12 protein-coding genes are annotated in these 24,683 nt (G+C 41.2%); 4 read left to right on the top strand and 8 right to left on the bottom strand.

Annotation, left to right across the window (positions count from 1 at the left end; all coding sequences use genetic code 11):
- Nucleotides 1–162 precede the first annotated feature (162 nt).
- From V7L05_RS16330 to V7L05_RS16295, 8 genes are all read right to left on the bottom strand, one after another.
- Entirely contained in the window at nt 163–948 is a 786-nt protein-coding gene (locus V7L05_RS16330; protein WP_335165465.1) for a hypothetical protein, read from the bottom strand.
- A gap of 293 nt (nt 949–1,241) precedes the next feature.
- Complete coding sequence (locus tag V7L05_RS16325; RefSeq protein ID WP_335165464.1) at nt 1,242–2,525, bottom strand: glycosyltransferase; 1,284 nt, start codon at nt 2,523–2,525, stop codon at nt 1,242–1,244.
- Nucleotides 2,526–3,066: 541 nt separating this feature from the next.
- Entirely contained in the window at nt 3,067–4,326 is a 1,260-nt protein-coding gene (locus tag V7L05_RS16320; RefSeq protein WP_335165462.1) for a glycosyltransferase, read from the bottom strand.
- Nucleotides 4,327–4,542: 216 nt separating this feature from the next.
- Nucleotides 4,543–5,010, bottom strand: coding sequence for a DUF2141 domain-containing protein (locus V7L05_RS16315; protein WP_335165460.1), 468 nt, complete (start codon nt 5,008–5,010; stop codon nt 4,543–4,545).
- A 235-nt stretch (nt 5,011–5,245) separates the two neighbouring features.
- Nucleotides 5,246–6,229 carry a glycosyltransferase family 2 protein gene (locus V7L05_RS16310; protein ID WP_335165459.1) on the bottom strand — a complete coding sequence of 328 codons (984 nt, stop codon included), beginning with the start codon at nt 6,227–6,229 and terminating at the stop codon, nt 5,246–5,248.
- Between the two features lie 277 nt (nt 6,230–6,506).
- The gene (locus tag V7L05_RS16305; protein ID WP_335165457.1) at nt 6,507–7,511 is read right to left on the bottom strand and encodes an NAD-dependent epimerase/dehydratase family protein; all 1,005 of its coding nucleotides are present in this window, start codon (nt 7,509–7,511) and stop codon (nt 6,507–6,509) included.
- Between the two features lie 207 nt (nt 7,512–7,718).
- Entirely contained in the window at nt 7,719–8,897 is a 1,179-nt protein-coding gene (devC, locus tag V7L05_RS16300) for an ABC transporter permease DevC (protein WP_335165455.1), read from the bottom strand.
- Nucleotides 8,898–8,943: 46 nt separating this feature from the next.
- Nucleotides 8,944–10,152: an ABC exporter membrane fusion protein gene (locus V7L05_RS16295; protein ID WP_335165454.1), complete on the bottom strand. Its 1,209-nt coding sequence runs from the start codon at nt 10,150–10,152 to the stop codon at nt 8,944–8,946.
- Nucleotides 10,153–11,663: 1,511 nt separating this feature from the next.
- Between V7L05_RS16295 and V7L05_RS16290 the strand changes: the two genes are divergently transcribed.
- The 4 genes from V7L05_RS16290 (at nt 11,664) to V7L05_RS16275 (ending at nt 24,630) form a co-directional block, all read left to right on the top strand.
- The gene (locus tag V7L05_RS16290) at nt 11,664–11,915 is read left to right on the top strand and encodes a hypothetical protein (protein WP_335165453.1); all 252 of its coding nucleotides are present in this window, start codon (nt 11,664–11,666) and stop codon (nt 11,913–11,915) included.
- A 218-nt stretch (nt 11,916–12,133) separates the two neighbouring features.
- Entirely contained in the window at nt 12,134–17,578 is a 5,445-nt protein-coding gene (locus V7L05_RS16285; protein ID WP_335165451.1) for a beta-ketoacyl synthase N-terminal-like domain-containing protein, read from the top strand.
- A gap of 351 nt (nt 17,579–17,929) precedes the next feature.
- Entirely contained in the window at nt 17,930–19,657 is a 1,728-nt protein-coding gene (locus V7L05_RS16280) for an SDR family NAD(P)-dependent oxidoreductase (protein ID WP_335165449.1), read from the top strand.
- Between the two features lie 221 nt (nt 19,658–19,878).
- Nucleotides 19,879–24,630, top strand: coding sequence for a PfaB family protein (locus V7L05_RS16275; protein WP_335165447.1), 4,752 nt, complete (start codon nt 19,879–19,881; stop codon nt 24,628–24,630).
- The last annotated feature ends 53 nt before the right edge of the window (nt 24,631–24,683 follow it).

The following is a 24,683-nucleotide window of genomic DNA, read 5'->3' as shown; positions in this document are numbered from 1 at the left end:
CTCAACAGTATTAATTTACAGGACTGAGGGTTAACTAACGGCTGATTTATCGAACAGAATTCAGGAGTCAGGAGTCAGAATTCAGAATGAATTCTGTATGACTGGCGGATGAATAACCGCAGTTGTTGCACCACCAAATCGTAGATTTGGTGGTGCAACAATTCAGTGGCGGGTCTGAATCCCCGACTGATTGATTCTGAATTCTGAATTCTGGATTCTGCATTCTTCTTCAAGTTTACGTTTCCGCCGTAAACCTACACTTAAGGCTCCAAAAGTTAATGCACCCAATGCAAAATTAGGTTCGGGAACACTGCTAATATCGGGTTTACTAAGCAACTGAGGTACACCCAAATCTTTTTTACCAAGGTTAGTAGCTTTGAAAACGTACCTCTCCAGGTCGGGAGCCACTACAATAGACTTATTTTCATTTGTAATACCATTCCAAGCACCAAACTCAGTCAAAAGCAATTGGTAGCTAAATAGCCCATCTGAATCTCCAATAAGTTGCAGAGGTGCTGAAAATTTCAGGACATTGCCATCAAGGGTATATGGTACTGAACCACGAATTTTACCCCAGCCTCCTGAATTTGGTTCCGATGCACCAACTGAAAAAACATCACGTATCCGAACGTCACCTTGAACGTAAATTTCTTCTCCGCGAATAATTGAGGAAAAGTTACTATAGATAGGAGATGCATTCAAAATAGGCAATTCCCCATTCGGATCAATAAAATATTGGAAAGAGCCGGCGCGCCGATTAAATTTATCAACTGTGAAAAAGTCCGGCATCTTATTAAAATTTATAGTGAATAACACTTCTTTGGCATCAGGATTTACCACGGCTGACTCTGATTCAACTAATAATACTGCTTGCGCTATTTGCCCTGTGCCCAAGGAAATTAAAGCTGCTCCAAAAATAGACACTCTCAACTTTTGTGCGTATGTCATAAAAATTACTTTGCTAACCGTAGTATGACATCAAGATAATACAGCTATTAACATATTAATTAAAAGTTATCAGAGTAATTTCACTGCAAATTTATGATGATTTTACAGAATCTTTAACACAAATCGTACTAACTTAGGATATGCGATCGCATTTGTATCCAAAGTTGAAAAACTTTCATGCGATGTCTACGACGGGCTATGCCTACGCACCATTGGACTAACAGCCTTGGTCAAACTCAAAGTCACTAATTAGCGATCGCTAGTACTGTAGATACTAGCGATCGTCATGTTTGCTATCGCTGTGGTCTTATACTGCCTGTACCTACCTCTACCTTCTGTGATCCTTCAACGATTTGGTAAAGTTTGTCTTCTAATTTTTGCATACATGCTGACCAATCAAATTCGAGTATGGAAGGGCGAGCGTGCCGAGTCATATCTGCTTTCAAATCGGGATTTTCCAGAATCGCAATTACCTTTTGGGCGAAATCTGTGGGATTGTTAGGTTGGGCAAGAAAGCCGTTACGACCAGGAAATACCTGTTCTGAGGTTGAGGGTGCAACAACAGCAACTACAGGGGTTCCAGACGCTAATGCCTCGTTATTTGTAGTGCAGAAGTTCTCGGTGACGGAGGGGTTGACAAAAACATCCGCTCTGGCAAACCAACCTAAAAGTTGTGTACCGTGAGACTCACCCCAGACGGTAATACCCGATCCAAACTTTTTAGCACGCTGACGAATCTCTTCATCTAGAGGGCCACTACCAACAATCACCAGATGAACATCAGGGATTTTGGCAGCTATGACTGGAAATATATCAAGCAGTTGGTTGACATTCTTTTCGGGAGTGATGCGTCCGACAAATAAAAGAGTCGGTCGGTTGTCATTAGGAATCGGATCGTAACAGATGTTTCGCGGGTGAAATTTTTCACAATCGATGCCTTGATAAGCGACGTATTCGGCGCGTTGGCATTTCAGTTCTTCGTATTTAGTGAGTTGTTCTTTAGAAGAGAAGTAATTAAAGTCATAAAACTCACTAAATTGCTTGACTAAAGTGGGAATGATCGGACGAACCAAGCTGAAGAACTGATCGCCAAAGTAATATTTGATATACGCAACGATATCTGTATGGAAGAGTGATATTATTGGCGTGCCTGTTCGTTTTGCGTATTCTGTACCGATAGGACGACCATAACCTTGCAAGAAAAATGAGTATAAACCTCTCATTTGCGCCGCTTCTTCAACAATTATAATATCGGGTTTGAATTTCTCCAATAATTTGGTATCACTCCAATGTCGATAGTGCAATGGTTGAGGAAGAGACTTGTAGAATAGCAGTGGTTGTGTGGGGAATGCGTAAGCAGAGAAATTAGGGAAAGACTGAATTTCATCTAAACCTGGCATGGGGCGATCGCCAACATTTTTGGGGTAGCGATCGTTGATTTGCGGATGGATTAGAAAAACCTCATGTCCCTGCTCTAGCAACCAACGAACCCGTTGATGTACTGCGACGGAAACTCCAGTTAAGAAAGGAGCGTACAATCCTGTAAACAGTGCAATGCGAAGTTTTTGCTTAGTCATAGAAAAGGGGAATATTTCACGAAAATGCTGGTTTTAAATTTAGGATTTACGCAGCAAATGTTTCATGAACATCCTGATTCTTTGGCTCAGAAATTCCCACTAATATCATGTCTGGGTAAGCATAATACCCGGAACCCCACCCCGCCAAAGCTGCGCTTTAGCTCCCCTCCCCGCCTGCGGGGAGGGGTTGGGGGTGGGGTTCTTTATGGGTAATTTAGCGGACATGATATAATACAGTTAGACTAAGGATTTACGCATTTTCAAATAGCCGAAATTGTCGATTGTGAAGCGGATGTTTATAAACCTTGTTTAGATACTATCAAAACATCCAAACTCCTAAGTTAAAATTCCCCTTAATATATTTGTCTAAACCGTTGCCATTCATCCAAATACATTTTGGTAATCAACAAGCCAAAGCGTGTATTTTGACAAGGGTTATAGCTAATATAGTTCTACTAAATATAAGATAATATAATTTGAAGACTAGGGAATGTTTAGCGTAATAACTTTCATGCCCTAGTTGATAATTTAGCGATTAAGTTCAAAGAGAAACCTTGCTATCAATAGGCTGATCCAACCATTGATAAGGGCGATATTCAATTAGCCGGATATTCCAGGGACTTTGAACCCGATAGCTGACACCGCGCCAAGTAACTGTTGAAATCCACAGTGACGATAGTATTGCTAACCCATAAACCCATTGTGTCAGAGGAATCCCAATTAACATTTTGATGATTGTAGCAGCTGATAATTTAGCGATCGCCTGGTCATTAGAGCGAACCACTCGCTGTATCTCTAATTCCAACACGAGCATTATCAAGAGTAATGCTACAGTATAGAGACCATAGCAACCTAACAAAAGAGTCGCAGCTTCCCATTTTGCCTCTAACAACCACTCTAGAATTAACATGACGACTAAAGTCGGAAACAAAATGCTAGAAACAGCTTCACTAACTAAAGCTAACCAACGTGGGTGATACAGTCGAGAATACAGCATTAGGCGCTTGAGATAGTCTATTAAGTTGAATAAATCAGTCTCTTCACGATTTACTATCAACAGCGAAGGCACAAACTTTACCTGCAACCCATGTTTTTTGAGAATGTCGTGCATCATAAAATCTTCGCCTAAAGCTTGTCCCCACTTATCTAGTAGTTCTGTTTGGCGAAGCACTTCTGTTTTCACAGCCAAAGATCCACCCCAAGGAATCTGGAAGATAAACATTTGCACTACTGTGGATACATTGCCGATGTAGCGCACTAAAGATCCCCAATACTTACCTGTAGGTACGTACCAACGATTACCTGTTGTTGCCCCCACTTTAGCATCCCCTAGAGGACTGACTAATTCTCGCAGCCAATTCACATGAACTATAGTATCAGCATCTACTAGGGCAACCACCTTGTAAGAATCGTCCAACTCACCGACAGCTTGGATTAAAGAACTGCATTTGAGACTACAATTATTGCGTACTATTCTCAAAGGGCTGATTTGAACGTTGGTAGCTTCTTGCTCTGTGATGGTTTCACTAGCAATTTTCCAAGCGGGATCTTCGTGACTATCAACGATCAACTTTAAATCATACTGTGGATAATTCTGATTTAGGAGCGATCGCAAACATCTAGGCAAAAACGGATCGGCTCCGCGTAGACAAAGAATCACTGCGGTTTTGGGCAACTGATCATCTGGTAATAAGTTTTTTTTAGATGAGCGCAGATACCATATAAAGACAAGCGTAAAACACACCTGAATAACCAACCAACCCATCAAAGACTTAGAGAGAAATATCGCCAAATCTTCCATTAAATTTTTAATCTCCGGTAGAATCTCGGCTTGTTTATATGTAGATGTGATCTAAACCGTAATTCTGAAGAATTGAACATTGGGGATTGGGCATGGGGCATTGGGCATTGGGCATTGGGCATTGGGCATTAAATATTAGTTATTCTTTCTCCCTCATCCCCCTCATCCCCCTCATCCCCCCACTCCCCACTCCCCACTCCCCACTCCCCATTCCCTTTACGAATCCAGCGAATATTTGATGATAATATTGACTGTTGTATTTTTGTTTACAACAAAGCTGGCATCACGAAACTTTGGTGTACCTGTTTGTATGGACACAGTTGGATTTTTGGAAATCCCAAAACCTTCTTTAGGAATACCGAAAAAGTCTTTATTGAGTTTGCGATCGCCATTCTGATCATCAACTACGGCAACAGCATAAGTTCCAGGCTTCAAACCAAAAAATTCTTTTGTTACAGAACTTCCAGTAATCTTAACGCAGCCACTTTGATCTTCGCTATTACCACTCATCGGAAATCCTCGTTCACTTGGGTAAACTCGGAAGCAAATCTCACCTTTTTTGTGGTGTATTCCATTTACCACAACAGTCAGTTTTGCAGTTGGCTCGGCATTCACTGTTTTAGCAAAGCTGATGCTCACTAAAGTAGCAAGCAAAACACGAGATAGTTGAGATAGTTTCAGCATAATTTTGTACTCAGAATAGGTGATTTTAGGGCTGAAAAAAAGGGAGCATCTTAGTTTTGCAAATATACCAGATGATAAACAAGATTCTTGCTCCCTCTCCTTAGTAAGGAGAGGGTTGGGGTGAGGTTTTACAAGGCTTTTTACGCAAGTGAGATGCTCCCTGATAAAAAGCGGCGTTCGTCGCAGACGTTGGCGCAGCCATCGCTAGCTTTTATTTCTTTCTGAAGTAATTCGTTCAAAGTGTAACTTGCTGTTCTTGAATTGATGCAGGTTGCCAACTTTTCCAAAGTACTTGCAGCACTCTTAGCAAATCTTTCAGCAAAAGATATTCTGTCCCTTTTAACTGCTGATGTAGACTTATATGACAACACAGCCGCTCATCAAAACTCAAGGGGCTACGCCATATAGAGAGTACATACTCCCAGATTATTCTCCAATGTGGTAATAAAATTTGTCCTTTCTTTGCTGAATCAAACCACACTGAATATGCGTAGAAATCAGGCAGCATACTCAATGAGTGTTGTTTACTATTGTTAGCAAACAACAGATAATTAGGGAAATACATACTCATTGATTGTTGCGGATGACTTCTGGCGAAAAACAGGTATTCAGGAATTTCATAAAACCTACCAAGAATACCAAGTCTTAACAAGAGAATTCCATCTGCATTACCGTAACCACCCATAGGCGGTATCATTCTCAGGGCATTGGCGCGAATTACTCCATAACATTGATAACATAAATGTTTGGTCAGCAATTCGTGAAACCGCTCGTGTGGTTTTAGTGCATCAGCCTTGAGTTTGATATCGTAGTTTTGGAGAAAATTCCCCTGTTCATCAATGAAATTTGTCTGGGAGTGACACAAGATTATGGTAGGATCTTGGTCAAGCACCTCAACACACTTCTTGATAAAATCTGGAGCATGTAGATCATCATGGGCTGCCCACTTAAAGTACTCACCTGAAGACAATTCAAATACGCGATTGAAGTTACGAGCGCAACCGATATTATTCTCATTGCGGTAGTAACAGATACGTTGGTCTTGCTCGGCGTATGCTCTACAAATTTCTTCAGTTTTATCTGTAGATGCATTATCTGAAATAATTAGCTCAAAATCTTCAAAGGTCTGAGCCAAGAGTGAATCTATGGCTTCTTTGATAAATTTTTCACCATTATATACAGGTAATCCGATGCTCAATCGTGGCTGATTGCTACTCATAGAAAACAAGTATTCGGAAAATCTGGGGATTATTTTATGCTTAATTGCAGATAATTTTTAGGCAGATGCAACGGAATAATTCAGAATTTAGTAGGTGGGTTTCCCGACTTGTTCGCGCAGCGTCTCCCCTTGGGAGAAGCATGTGGCGCTTGAGGAACAAAACCCAACATTCTCAAGGTTTGGTTGGGTTGAGCGACAGCGAAACTTAACCTACTATTCTAATTCTTATAACTCTCCACTCCCTATTCCCCACTCCCCACTCCCCACTCCCAAAGGACTATTTGATCAATTTTTGGATATCTGTTTTTTGCAGCCATTCATGTGTTCGCTGCATTCCTTCTTCTAGGTCAATTGTTGGTTTATAATTTAACAGACTTTCTGCTTTGACAATAGAACAAGCATAGGGACGAGTCATAAAATCTATAGACTCTGGTAAGATATCAACTTTTTGTCGAAAAAGTTTTTGTCCTTGAACACGTAGCTTTAGAAACAACTTGATTTCATCTTTAGATAATGAAAGGGGTGCTGATAAACCTTCCATTGCTGCTAAACGCATAAAATACTCTTTCCAGGAAGTTTCTTGTCCGTCGGTGATATTAAATATTTCACCGTAGGTTTCTTTTTCAATCGCCAGAAAGATGCCATCAATCAGGTTATCTATATATACATGATTGATTACTCCTTTACCATCGTTGGCACAAGCAAATAATTTTTGACGCATCATTAGAATTGGTCTGACTATCCAGGGAATACTTCCTGGCCCGTAAACATCTCCGGCTCGAATAACGATGATGCCAAAATCTGGCGGATTATTTAGTTCTAATAGTGCTGTTTCCGCTTCTATTTTCGTTTGACAGTAGGGATTATTTTCGCCAGAGAGTGGCCCGGATTCTGTAACATTATTCGGATAGTTGAAACCGTAAACCATCACACTGGAAAGATGCACAAATGTTTTGACGCCAGCTTGTTTAGCGGCTTTAGCTATGTTGACAGTACCACCAACATTGACATCACGAAAATGGTTAATTGCGCCAGCTTCTTCGGCAATTTGATCTGTATGTAAAACGATGTCTACTTCCTGACAAGCCTTTTGAGCAATAGTAGCATCGGTGATACTACCAATAATTACCTCAACACCTAAATTCTGTAATTGTTTGTTCTGTTCTGTAGAACTTTGCAGTCCACGAACCTTCATTCCTTGCGCTATGGCTAACTCGGCTGTACGCAAACCGACAAGTTCATTAATCCCGGTAATTAGGATGGTTTTGTTTTTGAGGTTCATAAAGTCGGGATTATACCAATTTTGGATTTTAGATTTTGGACTTTCCTGCGGAAGGCTACGCGTAGCTTGTTTCCCCGGAGGGGTACGACTTAGCTCAGTCGAACGATTTTGGATTAAAACAAAAGCTTTAGTAGTCCATCACACCAACTTTAATGGGTGAATAAGTTTGCCTATCTTTAACAAGCGGCTTAGAGCAAATTGTCTTGCTTAGAAAATATCTCCCGGATCTGCGGAGCGGAGTTTATTAATAGCAAGCGCTCCTGATGTTATACACATTAATACTGTTGAGGTTAAGACAATCATCGCATTATTAGTGGTCATAACTATTGGTAATTTAGTTGATTCTGCTGCAAAACTATATAGCAACACAGAAGTAATAAATCCTGGGATATAAGCTAAAATTGCCAAAATTAAAGCTTGCTGAAATACCACATTCAATAAATATCTATTGGCATAACCGATGGCTTTTAAAGTGGCGTAAGCAACGAACTGTGTAGCAATATTGCTGTAAAGAATTTGATAAACAATAACTACACCAACAACCGCAGCCATTGTCAACATCAAGTTAAGTATAAAACCAATGGGTGTTCTGACTGCCCAATATTTTTTCTCAAAATCAATGAAGCCTTGACGTGTAAAAACTTGGACATCATTAGGCAAACTTGCTTGTAAATTTTTCAGTACTGTTTCTGCATTAGCACCAGGTTTGAGGGAAATCAAACCGATATCTATCATATCTGGCGGACGACTATTGGGATTTATCCTCAAAAAAGTTGAGTCACTAACAAGTAAGTTGCCATCTACCCCAAAGGAAGGCCCCAAGCTGAATAAACCACCAACTCTCACTCTATAGCCAATTAATGAACTGTAGGGAAATATTTCAATTGTCTGTGTAGTATCTCCCGCATTAAATTTTTCAGCTATTGGGCCAAACTCTGGACGCGAACTCCGGTCAAAAAGCACGACATCGGGAATTTTCAGTTTATCTAAATTTTTCTCAACTTCTGGGATGTTCATCACAGGTCTACCTGGATCGAAACCAATCACGTATATTGAATATTTCTCACTAGTTGCCGGATTTTTAAGTTTGGCAAATTGCAAATACATCGGGCTAACTGACTCTACGCCATCGAACCCCAATGCTTGATATAAACGAGTCCGCGAAAAGCTTTGATTTGAGGTCAAAGATTTATATTGGGAACTAACTAAAAATAAATCTCCCTTGAGATGCTGATGCACTGCGGTTGCACTGGAATAGAGAGCATCTTGAAAACCAAGTTGCACAAACATTAGCAGCACAATAAAACCAATCCCGGCTACAGCTACCAGTAAACGAACTTTTTGCTGGGCTAGCTGTAGCCATGCTAAAGGAATTTTGAAAATCATGGATTTATTTGTTAGGTGTTATTTGTCATTTGTAAATGACCAATGACTAAATATGAATGGCAACATCCACCTGTAAGTTAGTTAAACGAGCTACCCGCTTACTATCTGCGGGATTATCAATAGAGATTTTTACCTCAATTATTCTGCGGTCTGTATCGGAACCGGGGTTAATGCTGAAGACGTTTTGTTTGTCAACTTGCCAACCAATCTCTTTTACAGTTCCCTGTAATCTTCCAGTAAATGCAGTGCTGCTAATAGTGGCTTTTTGTCCTACACGCACTTTTTGAATATCGGTTTGATACACCTCTGCAATCACATACATTTGAGATGTCTTACCTATTTCAGCAAATCCTTTGTTGGTGCTGATGACTTCTCCGGTTTTGGCGTGAATTTTCAAAATTTTGCCATCTATGGGAGATTTGATGTAACTTAAATCTAAGTCGGCTTTTGCTTGTTGAACAGAAGTTGTTGCACTGTTGACTTCGGTTTGTGCTACTTGAACATCTACACTACGCACTTCGCTAATACTCTTAAGTTGTGCTTGTGCTTGCTTGCGTTGTTCTTGGAATGTGTCTTGAGTTCGCTTGAGAGTAGCTTGGGCTTCTGTTAGTTGCTGTTGGGTAGTTTTTAGTTGCAAAGCTTTGGTATCTGCTATGGAAGCCGCGATCGCACCTTGTTTGTATAATTGCTGATAGCGATCGTTTTCAGCTTGAGCATTGTCTACTTCCGCCTGGATGCGGGCGATTGTCGCCTGTTGGGTAGCAACGTCTCCTTTATATTGTGGCTCTAAACGGGCGATCGCAGCCTTTTGAGCATCGACATCTCCGGTTTTAGCTCCAGATTTCACCTGCGCTAGTTTAGCTTTGGCAACTTGCAGCTGGTCTAAAGCCTGTTGCAATGAGGTTTTAGAACGACCATAATTTTCGAGATAGGCCAATAATTGCCCTGCTTTAACCGCATCTCCTTCTTTCACCAACAATCTCTCTACTCGCACCCCATTATTGGAAGTGGGAGCAGTCAAAGTAGTAACTTCGCCTTCTGGCTCCAAACGTCCCAAGGCAGTCACAGCAACTTTCGCAGGTGTGGCAGCTTTTGGAGGATTCGCTGGCTGCGTCTGAACTTTCGGTTTAGACGAAAACGGTGCCAAACTATAGAAAGCGATTAATCCAGCCGCTAAAGTCAGAGAAGCTGCTAAAATTACTTGCGATCGGCCTACGGGTTTTGTAAATAATCGGCTTTCTTTATTTGCTGCCATATTTTCATTCCAATTCTGCTTTTTTAGAGGATAGCCTGGTTATATTTAGTCGATTAGAATAGACTCATCCGCAAATTACCAAGAGGGCTTTTCCTCTAGGGTTTCTACCTTAATCAAGTGGATGCGTCTAAATTGGTTTTATATGAATTGTTGTACGCTTTTGCCGCCCAAACTCGCTCTTGTGGCGTGAAAATTAATGGTGGTGTTACTTCAAAGCTTCCTAAGTTATATCCTAATTTGATATCTAATCCCGTAGCGTAAAATACAATAGCGCTAACCAGAAAAATTAACTTTCAATCACAACGAAGCGCTAATAAAAATGAAATCAAAAGTTGGATAAACTTGTCATTCAGTATGGCGGATAAATTGCATTTTGTCAACCAATTGAATTCGCATAAGTCCTGATTCTCTCACTGAAATATTTCATCACAGTCAGATTAGAGACTGAAGATTTTACTCATCACTAATTCCTTGTCTAGCAATTGAATACCAACAAATAGTTAGTTATTAAGCAGATTTGATATTACTAACAGATTATTATTAGCAAGGTTGTGTACTATAAGACATTCTTATAGTGATTCCTAGTAGGGGCAATTGATTGCAGAGCGGATTGGTTGGTAGATGCAAAATCTGAGCTTTGCTTCGGTTCACTTTTTACTAAAGACTCATTTAACCTATATTATGTTTATTAAGCAACATCCTAAAAATTAACATTTGCTTTATAAATAACCGCTTTGCTTCTTAACTTGATTTATATTGAAAAATAACCAAAAACTTTGACTCAATTATCATGTTTCTCTGAGAAAAAATACTTATGGTTATTCAATTTATCTATGTATTCATTGAATTGTTACTTACTAGACAACAGATTTGCATTGTTAAAAGGGCTTCAGAAAATCGAACCACAGAGGCACAGAGAACACGGAGAAATAAGAGTTTGAGAGGTATTTTGGGTAAGTCCTGGTTAATTTACACCAATTTTCATTTAATTGAACCATATATGTTGTAGGGGCACAGCAATGCTGTGCCCCTACCGCCTGGTCTATTCAAACCTCGTTTCCAGCCTCGGAAATGCTACTCATTGGGCTGCTGCCGCAAGTAAGGGAGGCTCCGCCTCAATGAAGGGCATTCCCAGTCTGAGACTGGGAACGAGGTAAATCTCTCACACATTTATATAGCTATAAATTATACTTTTATGCTGGATTTTATTCAAAATTCACATCAGTAATAGTTTAGAGCTATTTATAAAATAACTTTAAAGGAATGATTTAGTTTCTGTAAAGTATGTTAGTGTTTTTATTAATTCAATGCTTTAAAGTGGTTAGACAAACTAGTTATTTCATTGATATTTTGAAATTAAAAATAACTAAAGATAACTGCTTTGTGATCGTTTAATTACTTTTCAACTTGCATAAACTCGGATTGAAGGCGGTGTCTTTTCTGTAACGAACTTGTCAACTTTACTGGGTGAAGTAGCATAAAATATATTATCCTGGACGTTGAAACTGGCTATGACATTTGTCAAGATACAGAATGTTGTCATTAACATCAGCTATGTTGCTGTAGTTAGCCTAGATAATCAAACGATTTCAGGTGAAAAAAGCGTTTCTACTCCTCAGTTTCTATCACTCCAGTGGGATACCATTGCTCAAAATCTCTACGATTACAAATGGATTGAATTCACTGGTCAAGCAGTTATTACACTCCCAGACTATTTTAGCAGTTTTCACAACGTCATTGACCTATTGCCACAATATCAATAGTCTAGCGTTGTATAACATTTTTGTGCGATCGCTATGTGCCAAAATCGCCTATAAATCTAGGGCTTTATGAGGGCAGTATCTGTCGTGTGGTGTCGATTTAGAAAAAAGCATTTAGCACAGATAGGATAGCTAACTGCTTACAAAACGAGAGTTTTCCATTATTTAGTAGGCAACAGAAATTACTGTAGCTACAGAATCCACAGTACTAACTATGCCCTATGTCTGCTTATTCAATTGATACTGCCTTAGCGGAGTTAGAGAGCCTTGTCAATAATTGTGAACAGGCTGTCATGAGGTCTATTGAGGGAAAAAAAATGAAGTCAGATAAATCAGTGTCTATCAACAAAATTAACAGACAATTACAACACAATCCTATAGCTATCGTTGGGATGGCTTCTCTATTGCCTAAAGCCAGAAATTTACGGGAATATTGGCAAAATATAGTAAACAAAATTGACTGTATTACTGATGTTCCCTCGACTCACTGGAGCGTCGAAGATTATTACGATCCGAATCCGAGAACTACTGAAGATAAAACCTACTGCAAAAGAGGTGGGTTTCTTCCAGAGGTTGATTTTAACCCGATGGAATTCGGCATACCACCCAGCATTTTGGAAGTCACAGATGTATCGCAACTATTAAGTTTAGTGGTTGCGAAAGAAGCGATGGAAGATGCAGGTTATGGCGAAAAACGTGAGTTTAGCCGCGAGACTGTTGGCGTAATCTTAGGCGTGGCGATGGCCAAGCAATTAGGAATGCCACTTTCTGCGAGGTTGGAATATCCGATTTGGGAAAAAGCACTCAAAAGCAGTGGTTTATCTGACGAAGATACCCAAAAAATCGTTGATAAAATCAAAAGCGCTTATGTGAAATGGGATGAGAACGCTTTCCCTGGAATGTTAGCTAACGTAGTCGCCGGACGAATTGCCAATCGCCTGAATTTTGGCGGGATGAATTGCGTAGTTGATGCCGCTTGCGCTAGTTCCTTCGGTGCTTTAAAAATGGCAATTAGTGAGCTAGTTGAGCATCGTTCTGACATGATGCTGACTGGTGGTGTTGATACCGACAATACCATCATGGCTTACATATCGTTCAGCAAAACACCGGCGGTTTCTCCTAGTGAAAATGTCAAACCTTTCGATGCTAAATCCGATGGGATGATGCTGGGTGAAGGTATCGGGATGATTGTACTCAAACGCCTGGAAGATGCTGAACGCGACAACGATAAAATCTATGCCGTAATCAAAGGTATTGGTACCTCCAGCGATGGGCGTTATAAGAGCATTTATGCTCCGCGCAAAGAAGGCCAAATTAAAGCCTTAGAACGTGCTTATGAAGATGCCGGTTTCTCTCCCGCTACTGTTGGTTTGATGGAAGCACATGGCACTGGTACAATGGCTGGAGATCCAACAGAATTCGGATCTTTAAAAGACTTTTTTGGCGAGCATGATCACAAAAAGCAGCACATCGCTTTAGGTAGTGTAAAATCACAAATTGGACACACAAAAGCGGCTGCGGGTGCGGCGAGTTTGATTAAAACTGCTTTGGCTTTACATCACAAAGTATTACCGCCGACAATTAACATCACTGAGCCGAACCCCAAACTAAATATTAAAAATTCGGCGTTTTATTTGAATACCGAAACTAGACCTTGGATTCGTGCTGAAGGGGAAGCACCCAGACGCGCCGGGGTAAGTTCTTTCGGCTTTGGCGGCACCAATTATCACGTCGTTTTGGAAGAATATGAAGCCGACCAAAACCACGCTTACCGCTTACACAGTGATGCTAGTGAAGTGCTGTTGTTTGCTCCCACAGTAGACCAATTGTTGAGCAAGTCTGAAGAGATTTTAGGTAAGTTGCGTTCACGAAGTGACTCCGGAGGAGTATCGCCTGAAGCAAGAACACATTATGCAGAATTAGTCAAGGAATGCAAATCGCCACAAATTCCCCTCTCTGCTGCCAGATTTGGGTTTGTAGCTGAGAATCTCGAAGACGCTTGCAAGTTGCTGCAAACTAGCATTGACTGGCTGAAAAACAAAGGAACAGCAGCATCTTGGGAGCATCCCCAAGGGATTTATTATCGCGCCTCTGGTATGGAGTTGGGTGGAAAAGTTGTCTCTCTATTTTCTGGTCAAGGTTCGCAATACTTGGAGATGGGGCGCGAACTGGTGATGAATTTTCCTTTGATGCGGCGTCTTCATGGCTATATGGATAGTCTGTTAATCAAAGATAATTTGCAGCCGCTTTCAGAGATCGTTTTTCCTCATCCTGTGTTTGAGGAAGCAGAAAAAAATGCCCAAGTTGCTGCTTTACAACGCACAGAATACGCTCAACCAGCTATCGGGGTGTTGAGTGCAGGGATGTACAGCATACTGCAACAAGCTGGGTTTAAGTCAGATTTTGTGGCGGGTCATAGCTTTGGGGAACTGACAGCTTTATGGGCTGCGGGGGTTTTGAGTACTGAAGATTACTTGTTCCTGGTGAAAGCTAGAGGTCAAGCAATGGCTGCACCCGAAGACCCAGATCATGATGCGGGTAGTATGTTGGCTGTCAAAGAAGACATCAGCAAAGTGGAAGCAGTGCTGAGACATTTTCCCCAAGTTGCGATCGCTAATCAAAATTCTCCCACTCAATTTGTCTTGGCTGGCCCCACCGCAGAAATAGCGAGAGTTAGAGAGACTTTACACGAGAAAGGATATACAGCTGTATTGTTACCTGTTTCAGCAGCTTTCCATACACCGCTAATCGCCTTTGCTCAAAAATCCTTTGCGATCGCTACTAAGTCAGTCAAGTTTGAAAGTCCGAAAATTCCTGTTTACAGCAACGTCACGAGTAAGCAGTATCCCAAGGAACCCCAAGGTATTCAAAAAATCCTGGAAACCCACCTTTCTAACTCAGTGCTGTTTAAACAGGAAATTGAAAATATTTATGCGGCGGGTGGTACTTGCTTTGTGGAATTTGGGCCGAGGAGAATTCTCACCAATTTGGTAAAAGATATCCTTGGCGATCGCCCACACCTTACTGTATCTTTGAACCCCAGCACTCAAAAGAATAGCGATCGCTCTTTACGAGAAGCAGTTGTGCAGTTGCGGGTAATTGGTTTGGCTTTGAATAATCTCGATCCTTACCAACTTCCCCAAACTATACCGCCAATTGAGACGAAGAAGACATTAAATGTCCGTTTAAACGGCATCAACTACAGATCCGAAAAAACGAAAAATGCCTTCGCTCTAGCTTTGCAGGATGGGCATAAAGTCACATTACCTACCCCTGAATATTCTGATGCGGCTCCTTTATTTAGCAGCCCAGGTGTAACTCCAACTCTCGCAGCGATCGAGACTAACGGACATAAAAAAACACCTGCGATCGCTAGTGTGACTGCTAATATCATCACCCAAACAGAGCAACAAATGAATCCTGTTACCCTGTCACAACCAGCCCAGGAATCTAAGATGCAACCAACACCAGAAAAACTTACAAATTACCAACAGCTTTTAGAAAGTTTAGAATACCTGCTGACACAGTTTCAGGAAAATCAAGCCGAGAATTTACAAGTTCACGGTACTTATCTCAACCATCAAATGGAATACGCCAAAGCGTTTTTCCAACTGATGCAACAGCAGAATTCTTTGTTGAGTGAAAGTAAATCAACAGAGGAAACTGCCAAAATGAAGCTAGTTGTCATGGAAAGCTTAGAGCGCAGCATGATGCAGTTTCACTCCCAACAAGGTGAAACCCTACGCATCCATGAGCAATATCTCCAAGAGCAGCTGGAATATACCAAAAACTTTTTCCAACTCATACAGCAAGAGTATTCTCAAATCATCTCTGGTGAGGGAGCAACTCAACTAACAGAGAAACTAAATGAAGTACGCCATCATTTCACCACAGAAACAACTGTTACTGATGCACCAACCAAGATAGTAGAAAGCCAGCCTTTGCCTGTAACTGAGCCTGTAGCTAAAAATGGCTTAAATGTTACCCAAGAACCTCTCTCGCCTGCTGTAGAGCCTGTAGTTGCAACTTCTGTATCTCCCACTTCTAATAAGGCTGAAAATTCCGCTTCTTTGCTCCCTAATCTCTTCTCCCCACTCCCTACTTTTGAGACAGTAGAGCCTGTAGTCGCGCCACCTGTCCCAGTAGTAGAACCCCAAGCTGAGGTTGTAGTCAAAATTAGCTCACCCCCAGTCAACGAAGTTGTTGCATTCACCCCAGAACCAGCACCCACAACTGCTGCACCTGTATCTGGCGCAACCATCGATATTGTTGACTTGGATAAAAACCTGTTAGCCATCACCAGCGATAAGACGGGCTACCCAGTCGAGATGCTGGAAATGGACATGGACATGGAGGCGGACTTAGGGATTGACTCGATCAAACGGGTAGAAATCCTGGGAGCGCTACAGGAAATGTACCCCAACCTACCCAAGCCGAATTTAGAAGAACTGTCAGAAAAACGTACCATTGGTCAAGTTGTAGAGTATCTGCAATCCCACGCTTCTAAAAGCATTACTGTAGAAATTGCAGTTCACGAAGTACAACAAGCAACTGAGATTCTAGTAGAGGCTGCACCAGTAGTTGAGGTAGTAACTTCACCTGAACCAAGCCTAGTTGTCGCATTCACACCAGAACCCGCTACAAGTGATGAATTTGCAGACTTAGGTGAAAACCTACTAGCAATCACCAGTGATAAGACGGGCTACCCAGTGGAGATGCTGGAACTAGAAATGGACATGGAAGCCGACTTGGGTATTGACTCCATCAAACGAGTAGAAATACTAGGGGCGATGCAAGAAATGTACCCCAACTTACCTAAGCCTAATATTGAAGAACTCGGAGAACTCCGCACCATCGGTCAAATAGTTGATTACCTACAGCAGTTGGCTGGAGGTGAAAAAAAAAAGTCTGAGCCTGAGTTTGTCCAACAACCACCGGAATTAGAGCATAATATTCAGCGCCATCCGGTCAAACTCAGAAGCTTACCACAGCCCGATTATTTGGATTTCACGTTACCAGAGGGACACATCGGTTTAATTACCGATGATGGTTCCCTCACCACTTATAAATTAACTGAATCCCTAATCGAGAAAGGCTGGAAAGTAGTAGTTATCAGCTTTCCCCAATCGCTGATCGCCCAACAAGCGCCCTTACCCACAGGAGTAACCCGCGTCACCTTAGCAAACTTGAGTGAAGAACATCTCCAACAACAACTACAAGCGATCGCATCTCACTGCGGAGCGATTGGGGCTTTCATCCATCTACATCCAATGTTTGTAGCAAATAACACCGGGAGTATTTCCTATAACGAACAAGAAAAGGCGATCGTCAAGCACGTATTTTTGATGGCGAAACACCTCAAACCTTCTCTAAACGAAGCCGCACGTCATGGACGTAGTTGTTTCTGTACAGTTGCTCATCTGGATGGCGCTTTTGGGTTAGAGTACAAAGTCAACTTTGGTGCGATCGGTGCTGGTTTGTTCGGGTTAACCAAAACTCTGAGATGGGAATGGACAAAGGTGTTTACTCGTGCGATCGATCTAAGTCCCAGACTTGATGCTAAACAGTCAGTACAAAATATAATTGCCGAGCTTCACGACCCCAATCTTTATATTAGTGAAGTTGGCTACGGCGCACAAGGAAGAGTCACCATTATCGCCGATTAATTAGTTCTTTGATATAGCAGTCTTATTTGAGTTGTGAAAATTCCTGTTTTTAACGAACCGCAAAGGACGCAAAGAGCGCAAAGAAAAGAAATAAACAGAGAATTTCACAAATTTTTAAGACTGCTATTAGTATGTTTTTACTTTCTTGCTACTACAAGAATATTGCCTATTTCTCTTACTTTGCGACGGCAGTCGCTACAACGGAGGGAACCCCCCTTCGGGTTCACCAGTCGCCTACGGCGGGAAACCCGCCTACAGCGCTGGATTCACCGCAACGCGCTGCCTCTCCTTTGCGCCCTTTGCGGTTCGTATATCAAAAAACCCAATTTATGCAGGTATTCACGAGGATTTATGACACAAACAGCCCAGCTTAGTCCATCATCTGTCTTTGTCGTGAGCGGCGGTGCAAAAGGGATTACGGCTGAGTGTACTATCAGATTAGCACAACAGCAACCCTGCAAATTTATCCTACTCGGTCGCTCGGAACTATTAGAAACCGAGCCAGCTTTTGCTCAAAATTCCGATGAATCCGCATTGAAAAAATGCATCATGGAAAATCTTCTTTCCCAAGGAGAGAAGCCCACACCCATGAATGTGCAAAAAATATATAACAAAATTACCTCCAGCCGCGAAATTAAAAAGACTCTAGCAGCAATTGAAAAAACAGGAGCTAAAGCAGAATATATCAGCGTCGATGTTACAGATACGCCAGCTTTACAAGAAAAACTTGCCAATGCTGTGCAACATCTTGGCCCAATTACAGGAATCATCCACGGCGCGGGAAACTTAGCTGATAAGTTAATTGAAAAGAAAACAGAAGAGGATTTTGAAAAAGTTTACACCGCCAAAGTTCAAGGTTTAGAAAACCTGTTGGCTTGCGTTAATCCTAATCAACTTCAACATTTAGTTTTGTTTTCTTCAGTAACAGGTTTTTATGGAAATCCTGGACAATCTGATTATGCGATCGCTAATGAAATTCTGAACAAATCAGCCCATATATTTAAGCAAAGTTATCCCTCATGTCATGTAGTCGCGATCAACTGGGGCGCTTGGGATAGTGGGATGGTGACAGCAGAATTAAAGAAGATTTTTCAAGAGCGAAAAATTGAAATAATTCCGATTGCAGTCGGCGCACAAATGCTTGTTAAAGAAATGGATAATACCAATCATGCAACTGCACAAGTTGTCATTGGTAGCCCACTAGTTCCAATGGCTACAGAGCTAGATTCAGAACTACGAACTTATCGTATTCGTCGCCAAATGACATTGGAAGCTAATCCATTTTTACACGATCATACTATTGCTCGTTCTCCAGTTTTGCCAGCAACTTGTGCAATGACCTGGATTATCAATGCTTCTGAACAATTATATCCCGGTTATCGCTTGTTCAATTACCAAGATTTCAAAGTTTTAAAGGGAATTACTTTCAATGAGACATTAGCTAAGGAACATATTTTAGAAATAGAAGAAATTTCCAAGGTTAATCTTGAAAGAATCGAACTTAAAGCCAAAATTTCGAGTAAAAACCCAGAAGGAAAAATCCATTTTCATTTTAGCGCTCAACTCAATCTCCAGCGAGAAATCCCAGTTGCACCCACTTATGAATCTCTCAATCTCGAACAAGATAATATTATCACCGCTACCGGAAAAGCTTTTTACCAAAATGGTGGGGCTACATTATTTCACGGCCCCGGTTTTCAAGAAGTTAAGAGAGTTTTAAACATCAGCCCTGAAAAAATCACAACAGAATGTCTGTGGCCAGAACTCAGTCCACAAGAACAAGGACAATTCCCTGTCCAATGGGTAAATCCTTATACAACAGACTTGAGTATGCACGCCTTATGGATTTGGACACAACACTTTCATGAAGAAGGTTGTTTACCTGGAAAAGTCGAAAAATTTGAGCAATTTGAAGCGATACCACATAACGAAACATTTTACGTTTCTTGTGAAGTGCTAGCTAAGACACCAAGTAGTGCGATCGCAAACTTTATCATACACGATCGCCAAGGTAAAATCTATTCACGAATGCTCGGTGCCCACGCCATTATTTGGTCAATGAAAATGCTCAGAAGCTAATAATCTTCCTTTAACACTCAACACCTATAGCATTCCTAAATCAGTTGTAAAAAACTCTCTTTATTCTTCTCTCTGCGCCCTCTGCGGTTCGATTAAAAACAGTAAATTTCACAACTCGAATAGGATTGCTATAACTTGCCACTTCAAAGTTTGGGGAACAGCGTAAATCCTGCCTTTTAAATTATCTCTTGCCTAATACCCAAACTCGGAGCATATAAATCGTGGAAAAAATAGCCATCATCGCATTGTCATGCCTATTCCCCGATGCAAAAAATCCTGAAGAATACTGGCAGAACATCCTTAATCAAAAAGATTCCACATCCTCTGCAACAGTCGAAGAAATCGGAGTAGATCCGACAATCTTTCACAATCCAGTTAAAGGTACACCAGACAAAACCTATTCCCTCAAAGGCGGATACATCCGCAACTTTCAATTTAATCCATCTGAATACAATCTACCATCAGAATTTGTTACTGGTTTAGATAACACCTTCAAATGGTCATTGTATGCAGCTAAACAAGCAATTGTACAGAGTGGTTATTGGGGTAATCAAACTGTTCTTGCAAAATGCGGCGTAATTTTAGGTAATTTGTCATTCCCAACAAAATTATCTAACCAGCTATTCTCTCCAATTTACCAGCAATCTATTACCCCTGCTGTCAGAGAACTTTTACAGTATGAAGACTTTGATTTAGCTACTCTCCCAAGTGCAACCAAAGCCTCTTTATACAATGCGATGATATCTGGTTTACCAGCATCTATCATTGCTCAAGCTCTATCTCTATCCCAGATTAATTTATGTCTGGATGCTGCTTGTTCATCATCATTTTATGCTATCAAACTAGCATCTCATTACCTATGGTCACACAAAGCTGATGTCATGTTAGCTGGAGCTATAAGTTGTGCAGATTCCCTATTTGTGCGGATGTTATTTTCGGGTGTTCAAGGCTATGCAGAAAACGGCATTAGCCGCCCCTTAGATAAGTCCTCTAGAGGATTAATTCCCGCCGATGGTGTTGGGATGGTGATGCTGAAAAGATATTCAGATGCCGTTAGAGATGGCGATAATATTCTGGCTACCATTTGCGGTAATGGACTCTCGAATGATGGCAAAGGTAAACATTTACTGAGTCCTAATCCTAAAGGACAAATTCTAGCTTTTGAACGAGCCTATAACGAGGCGAAAATTAGTCCCAAAACTATCGATTATTTAGAGTGTCATGCCACCGGCACATTATTAGGAGATACAACCGAATTCAACTCCATAGAAACATTCTTTGGTCAAAATCAAGCTGCCCCTCTGGTGGGTTCTGCTAAGGCAAATACTGGTCACTTGCTAACTGCTGCTGGCATGGTTGGCTTGACTAAAGTAATTTTGAGTATGTCTCATGGTGTAATTCCAGCAACCATGAATGTTTCAGAACCTTTAGCCTCAGAAAATAGTACAATTTCTGCTGACAAAATTGTTAGAACAGCTACGGCATGGCCAAATAATAACGCACCAATTAAACGGGCAGCTATTAGCGCTTTTGGTTTTGGCGGCACTAATTCTCATCTAATTTTAGAACAAGGAAATACAACACAATCAGTTGAATCAACTCCACCTGTTCCACTTGTAAAAGTCGCCATTGTCGGCATGGATGCCTTTTTTGGTAACTGCAATGGCTTAGATGCTTTTGAACGCAGTATTTATGATGGAACACAGCATTTTACTTCCCTACCGCCTCAAAGATGGCACGGTATAGAAAACCAAGAAAATGTCCTGAAAGAGTACGGTTTAGCAGATGGTAAAGCACCAGTAGGGGCATATATCAAAGATTTTGAAATCGATACTTTATCGTGCAAAATCCCACCGAATGAAATTGAAAAGTTAAACCCACAACAATTATTGCTCCTGAAAGTTAGCGATCGCGCCGTGAAAGATGCGAAACTACAGGAGGGAAGCAATGTTGCAGTGATTGTCGCTGCTGAGACAGAATTCTCTGTGCATCAGCTACAACAAAGATGGAATCTATCTTGGCAAGTTAAGGACGGCTTACTCAACCAAGGAATTTCTTTACCTGCTGAACAGCTTGCACAACTGGAAACCATCGTTAAAGATAGCATTCACCAACCAGTAGAAATCGGCGAATATGTGAGTCACATCGCCAACATCATGGCGAGTCGAATTTCAGCTTTATGGAATTTCACTGGTCCTGCATTCACCATCAGCGCTGGCGAAAATTCTGCCCTCAAAGCGTTGGAAGTTGCACAAATGCTACTCGCTACGGGTGAAGTTGATGCAGTGGTTGTGGGTGCAGTAGATTTGTCCGGTGGTGTGGAAAATGTCTTATTCCGCAACCAATTTGCCCCAATTAATACGGGTGTGAATACGTTGGGTTATGACCAACAAGCTAATGGCTGGACTATTGGCGAAGGTGCTGGTGCAGTTGTCCTCAAGCGCTACGAAGCTGCTAAGGAAGATAATGAACGCATCTATGCAGTCATTGATGCCATGAGTTTCGCACAAGGTAATTCTACTGGCAGTAACGCTCTAGTAAAAACTGATGCTTCAGCTATCAGCAATGTCTGCAAACAAGCTTTCCAGATGGCAGATATTCAACCCACAGAGGTTAACTATGTAGAAGTCTTCGGTAGTGGCGTTTCCCAGCAGGATGAAGCCGAAATCACAGGTTTACTGCAAGCTTATCCGAAAGTGGGCAATGGTTTGCACTGTGCATTGGGCAGCGTCAAAGCCAATATCGGCCACACCTATACAGCATCAGGAATCGCTAGCTTAATCAAAACCGCCCTCTGTCTTTATTACAGGTATATTCCCGCCACCCCCAAATGGTCTGGTGTCAAAACACCGCAAGTATGGGAAGGTAGCCCCTTCTATGTGGCAATGGAATCAAGACCTTGGTTTGTCGATAAAGGCGGCACACGCAGAATAGCAGCAATTAATAGCATGGGTATAGATGGGAGTTACGCCCATTTAATCTTATCGGAGGAACCTAGCCAAGAGGAGCGCGACAACAGATATTTGCAACAAATGCCTTTTCATCTGTTTCCTATAGCAGTTAGCGATCGCTCCACTATACCCGATATCCTAAACCATCTTCAAAAATCCATTGAAGCTAGTTCTTCTTTATCAGCTACCGCCAGCCAAACATTCGCTACATTTGAACACCATTCTAATCCTAAATACGTCTTATCAATCACAGGACGTAACACAAAAGATTTACTCAAAGAAATTGAATCTGCCCGCAAAGGTGTAAATAATGCCTTTGAAAACGGCACAGATTGGCAAACACCTTTAGGAAGTTATTTCACAGCGAAACCATTAGGTAAAACTGGAGCAGTTGCTTATGTTTACCCCGCCGCAGTCAATTCTTATATTGGCATTGGTCGCAGTGTCTTCCGCTTATTTCCTAAAGTCTTCGAGGACTTAAAAAGTAACAATCTCTACAACCGGGCTGCCGACGTTGAAAAGTTGGTTTATCCCAGAAGTTTACCTAAATTGACAACTAGGCAACTAGAAACACTCGAAAAGCAATTGTTAGATGATTCACTGGCAATGTTTGAAAGTGAAATAGCCTTTGCCAGATACATGACAGCAATTTTTAGAGATGATTTTCAAGTCAAGCCGCAATCTGTATTTGGGTATAGCTTGGGTGAAACTAGTATGATGGTTGCTCAAGGAGTTTGGAGTGATTTTGAGGGTGGAAGTAACACCTTAAACTCATCACCTTTATTTGGTGATAAATTATCGGGGCCGAAAAATGCTGTGCGTGAATATTGGGGATTAACCGATTCACCAAACAACAATTTTTGGAATACTTATGTTCTCATGGCTACTCCAACACAAGTTAGAGAATGCCTGAAACATGAGAACCGCGTCTACTTAACTCAAATCAACACACCAGAAGAAGTATTAATTGCTGGTGATGATGCAGCCTGTAAGCGAGTGATTGAAACTTTAGGCTGCAACGCTTTCCCGGCTCCCTTCGACCATGTGATACATTGTGAAGCGATGCGATCGCAGTACGAGGAAATTAAGAAGGTAAACACATTACCATCGCAAACTCTCCCAGGTATTGTTTTTTATTCTGCCGCCGATTATCAACCGATCGTACTTGAAAGTGATGCGATCGCGCATAATATTGCCAAAGGATTGTGCCAAGAACTTGATTTTCCGCAATTAGTTAACCGTGTCTACGGTGATGGTGTCCGAATATTTCTAGAGGCGGGTGCTGGTAGTGTTTGTTCTCGATGGATTGATAAAATTCTCGGCAACAAAGACCACATCACAGTTTCTCTGAATCGTAGAGGGATGGATGACCATGCTTCAATGGTCAAAGCATTAGCAAAATTACTCAGTCATCAGGTGAACGTGGATTTATCACCGTTGTACAGTCAAGCTCAAGAAACTGCTAATTCAAACAAAGCAACATTGAGAACAGTTACCTTGGGTGGAAAAGCGATCGCTGCTACAATTTTGAGCGACGAAAATCGTAAAATTGTTAAAGATTTGGTTGAGGATATTAAGTGCGATCGCTTCAAAAAACAGCCTCTAAACATACCTAATCTCCAACAATCTGAAATCACAGATTCTCTTAACACTTCCAACCAGATAACCCAAGAAGAAAGTTATTCCCATAGTATTTTGCCTCAGCCAGAAGAAGTAAAACCGAAAAATATCATTGATAACGTTTTTGAAACGAGAGAACAATTACAATCTTCTGAGTCAAGTGCAATTAGACAGCCAATTCTTCTTTCTTCCCCACCTGTCATCACTCAAAAAATTAGTAGCATCATCAGCATGTTTGATTTAAATAAGACTCAGTATCAAAAGCTCAATGCTAATAATTCAAAGATAACTAAAGCGCACAGTGCTTTTTTACAAGCTAGACAAGATTATAGTCAACAAATGAGCGAAATCATTCAATTGCAACTAACTTGCGCCCAAAACTTGCTCAACGAAGAATCCTAATAAATCATACCAATTCTCTCTCAACTTGCACTCAACAACTGCTTAACTTATCT

Source organism: Nostoc sp., assembly GCF_036917755.1.
Classification (GTDB): Bacteria; Cyanobacteriota; Cyanobacteriia; order Cyanobacteriales; family Nostocaceae; genus Nostoc.
Note: the sequence above shows the minus strand (reverse complement) of the source record. Positions and strands in the feature narration are given on the sequence as shown.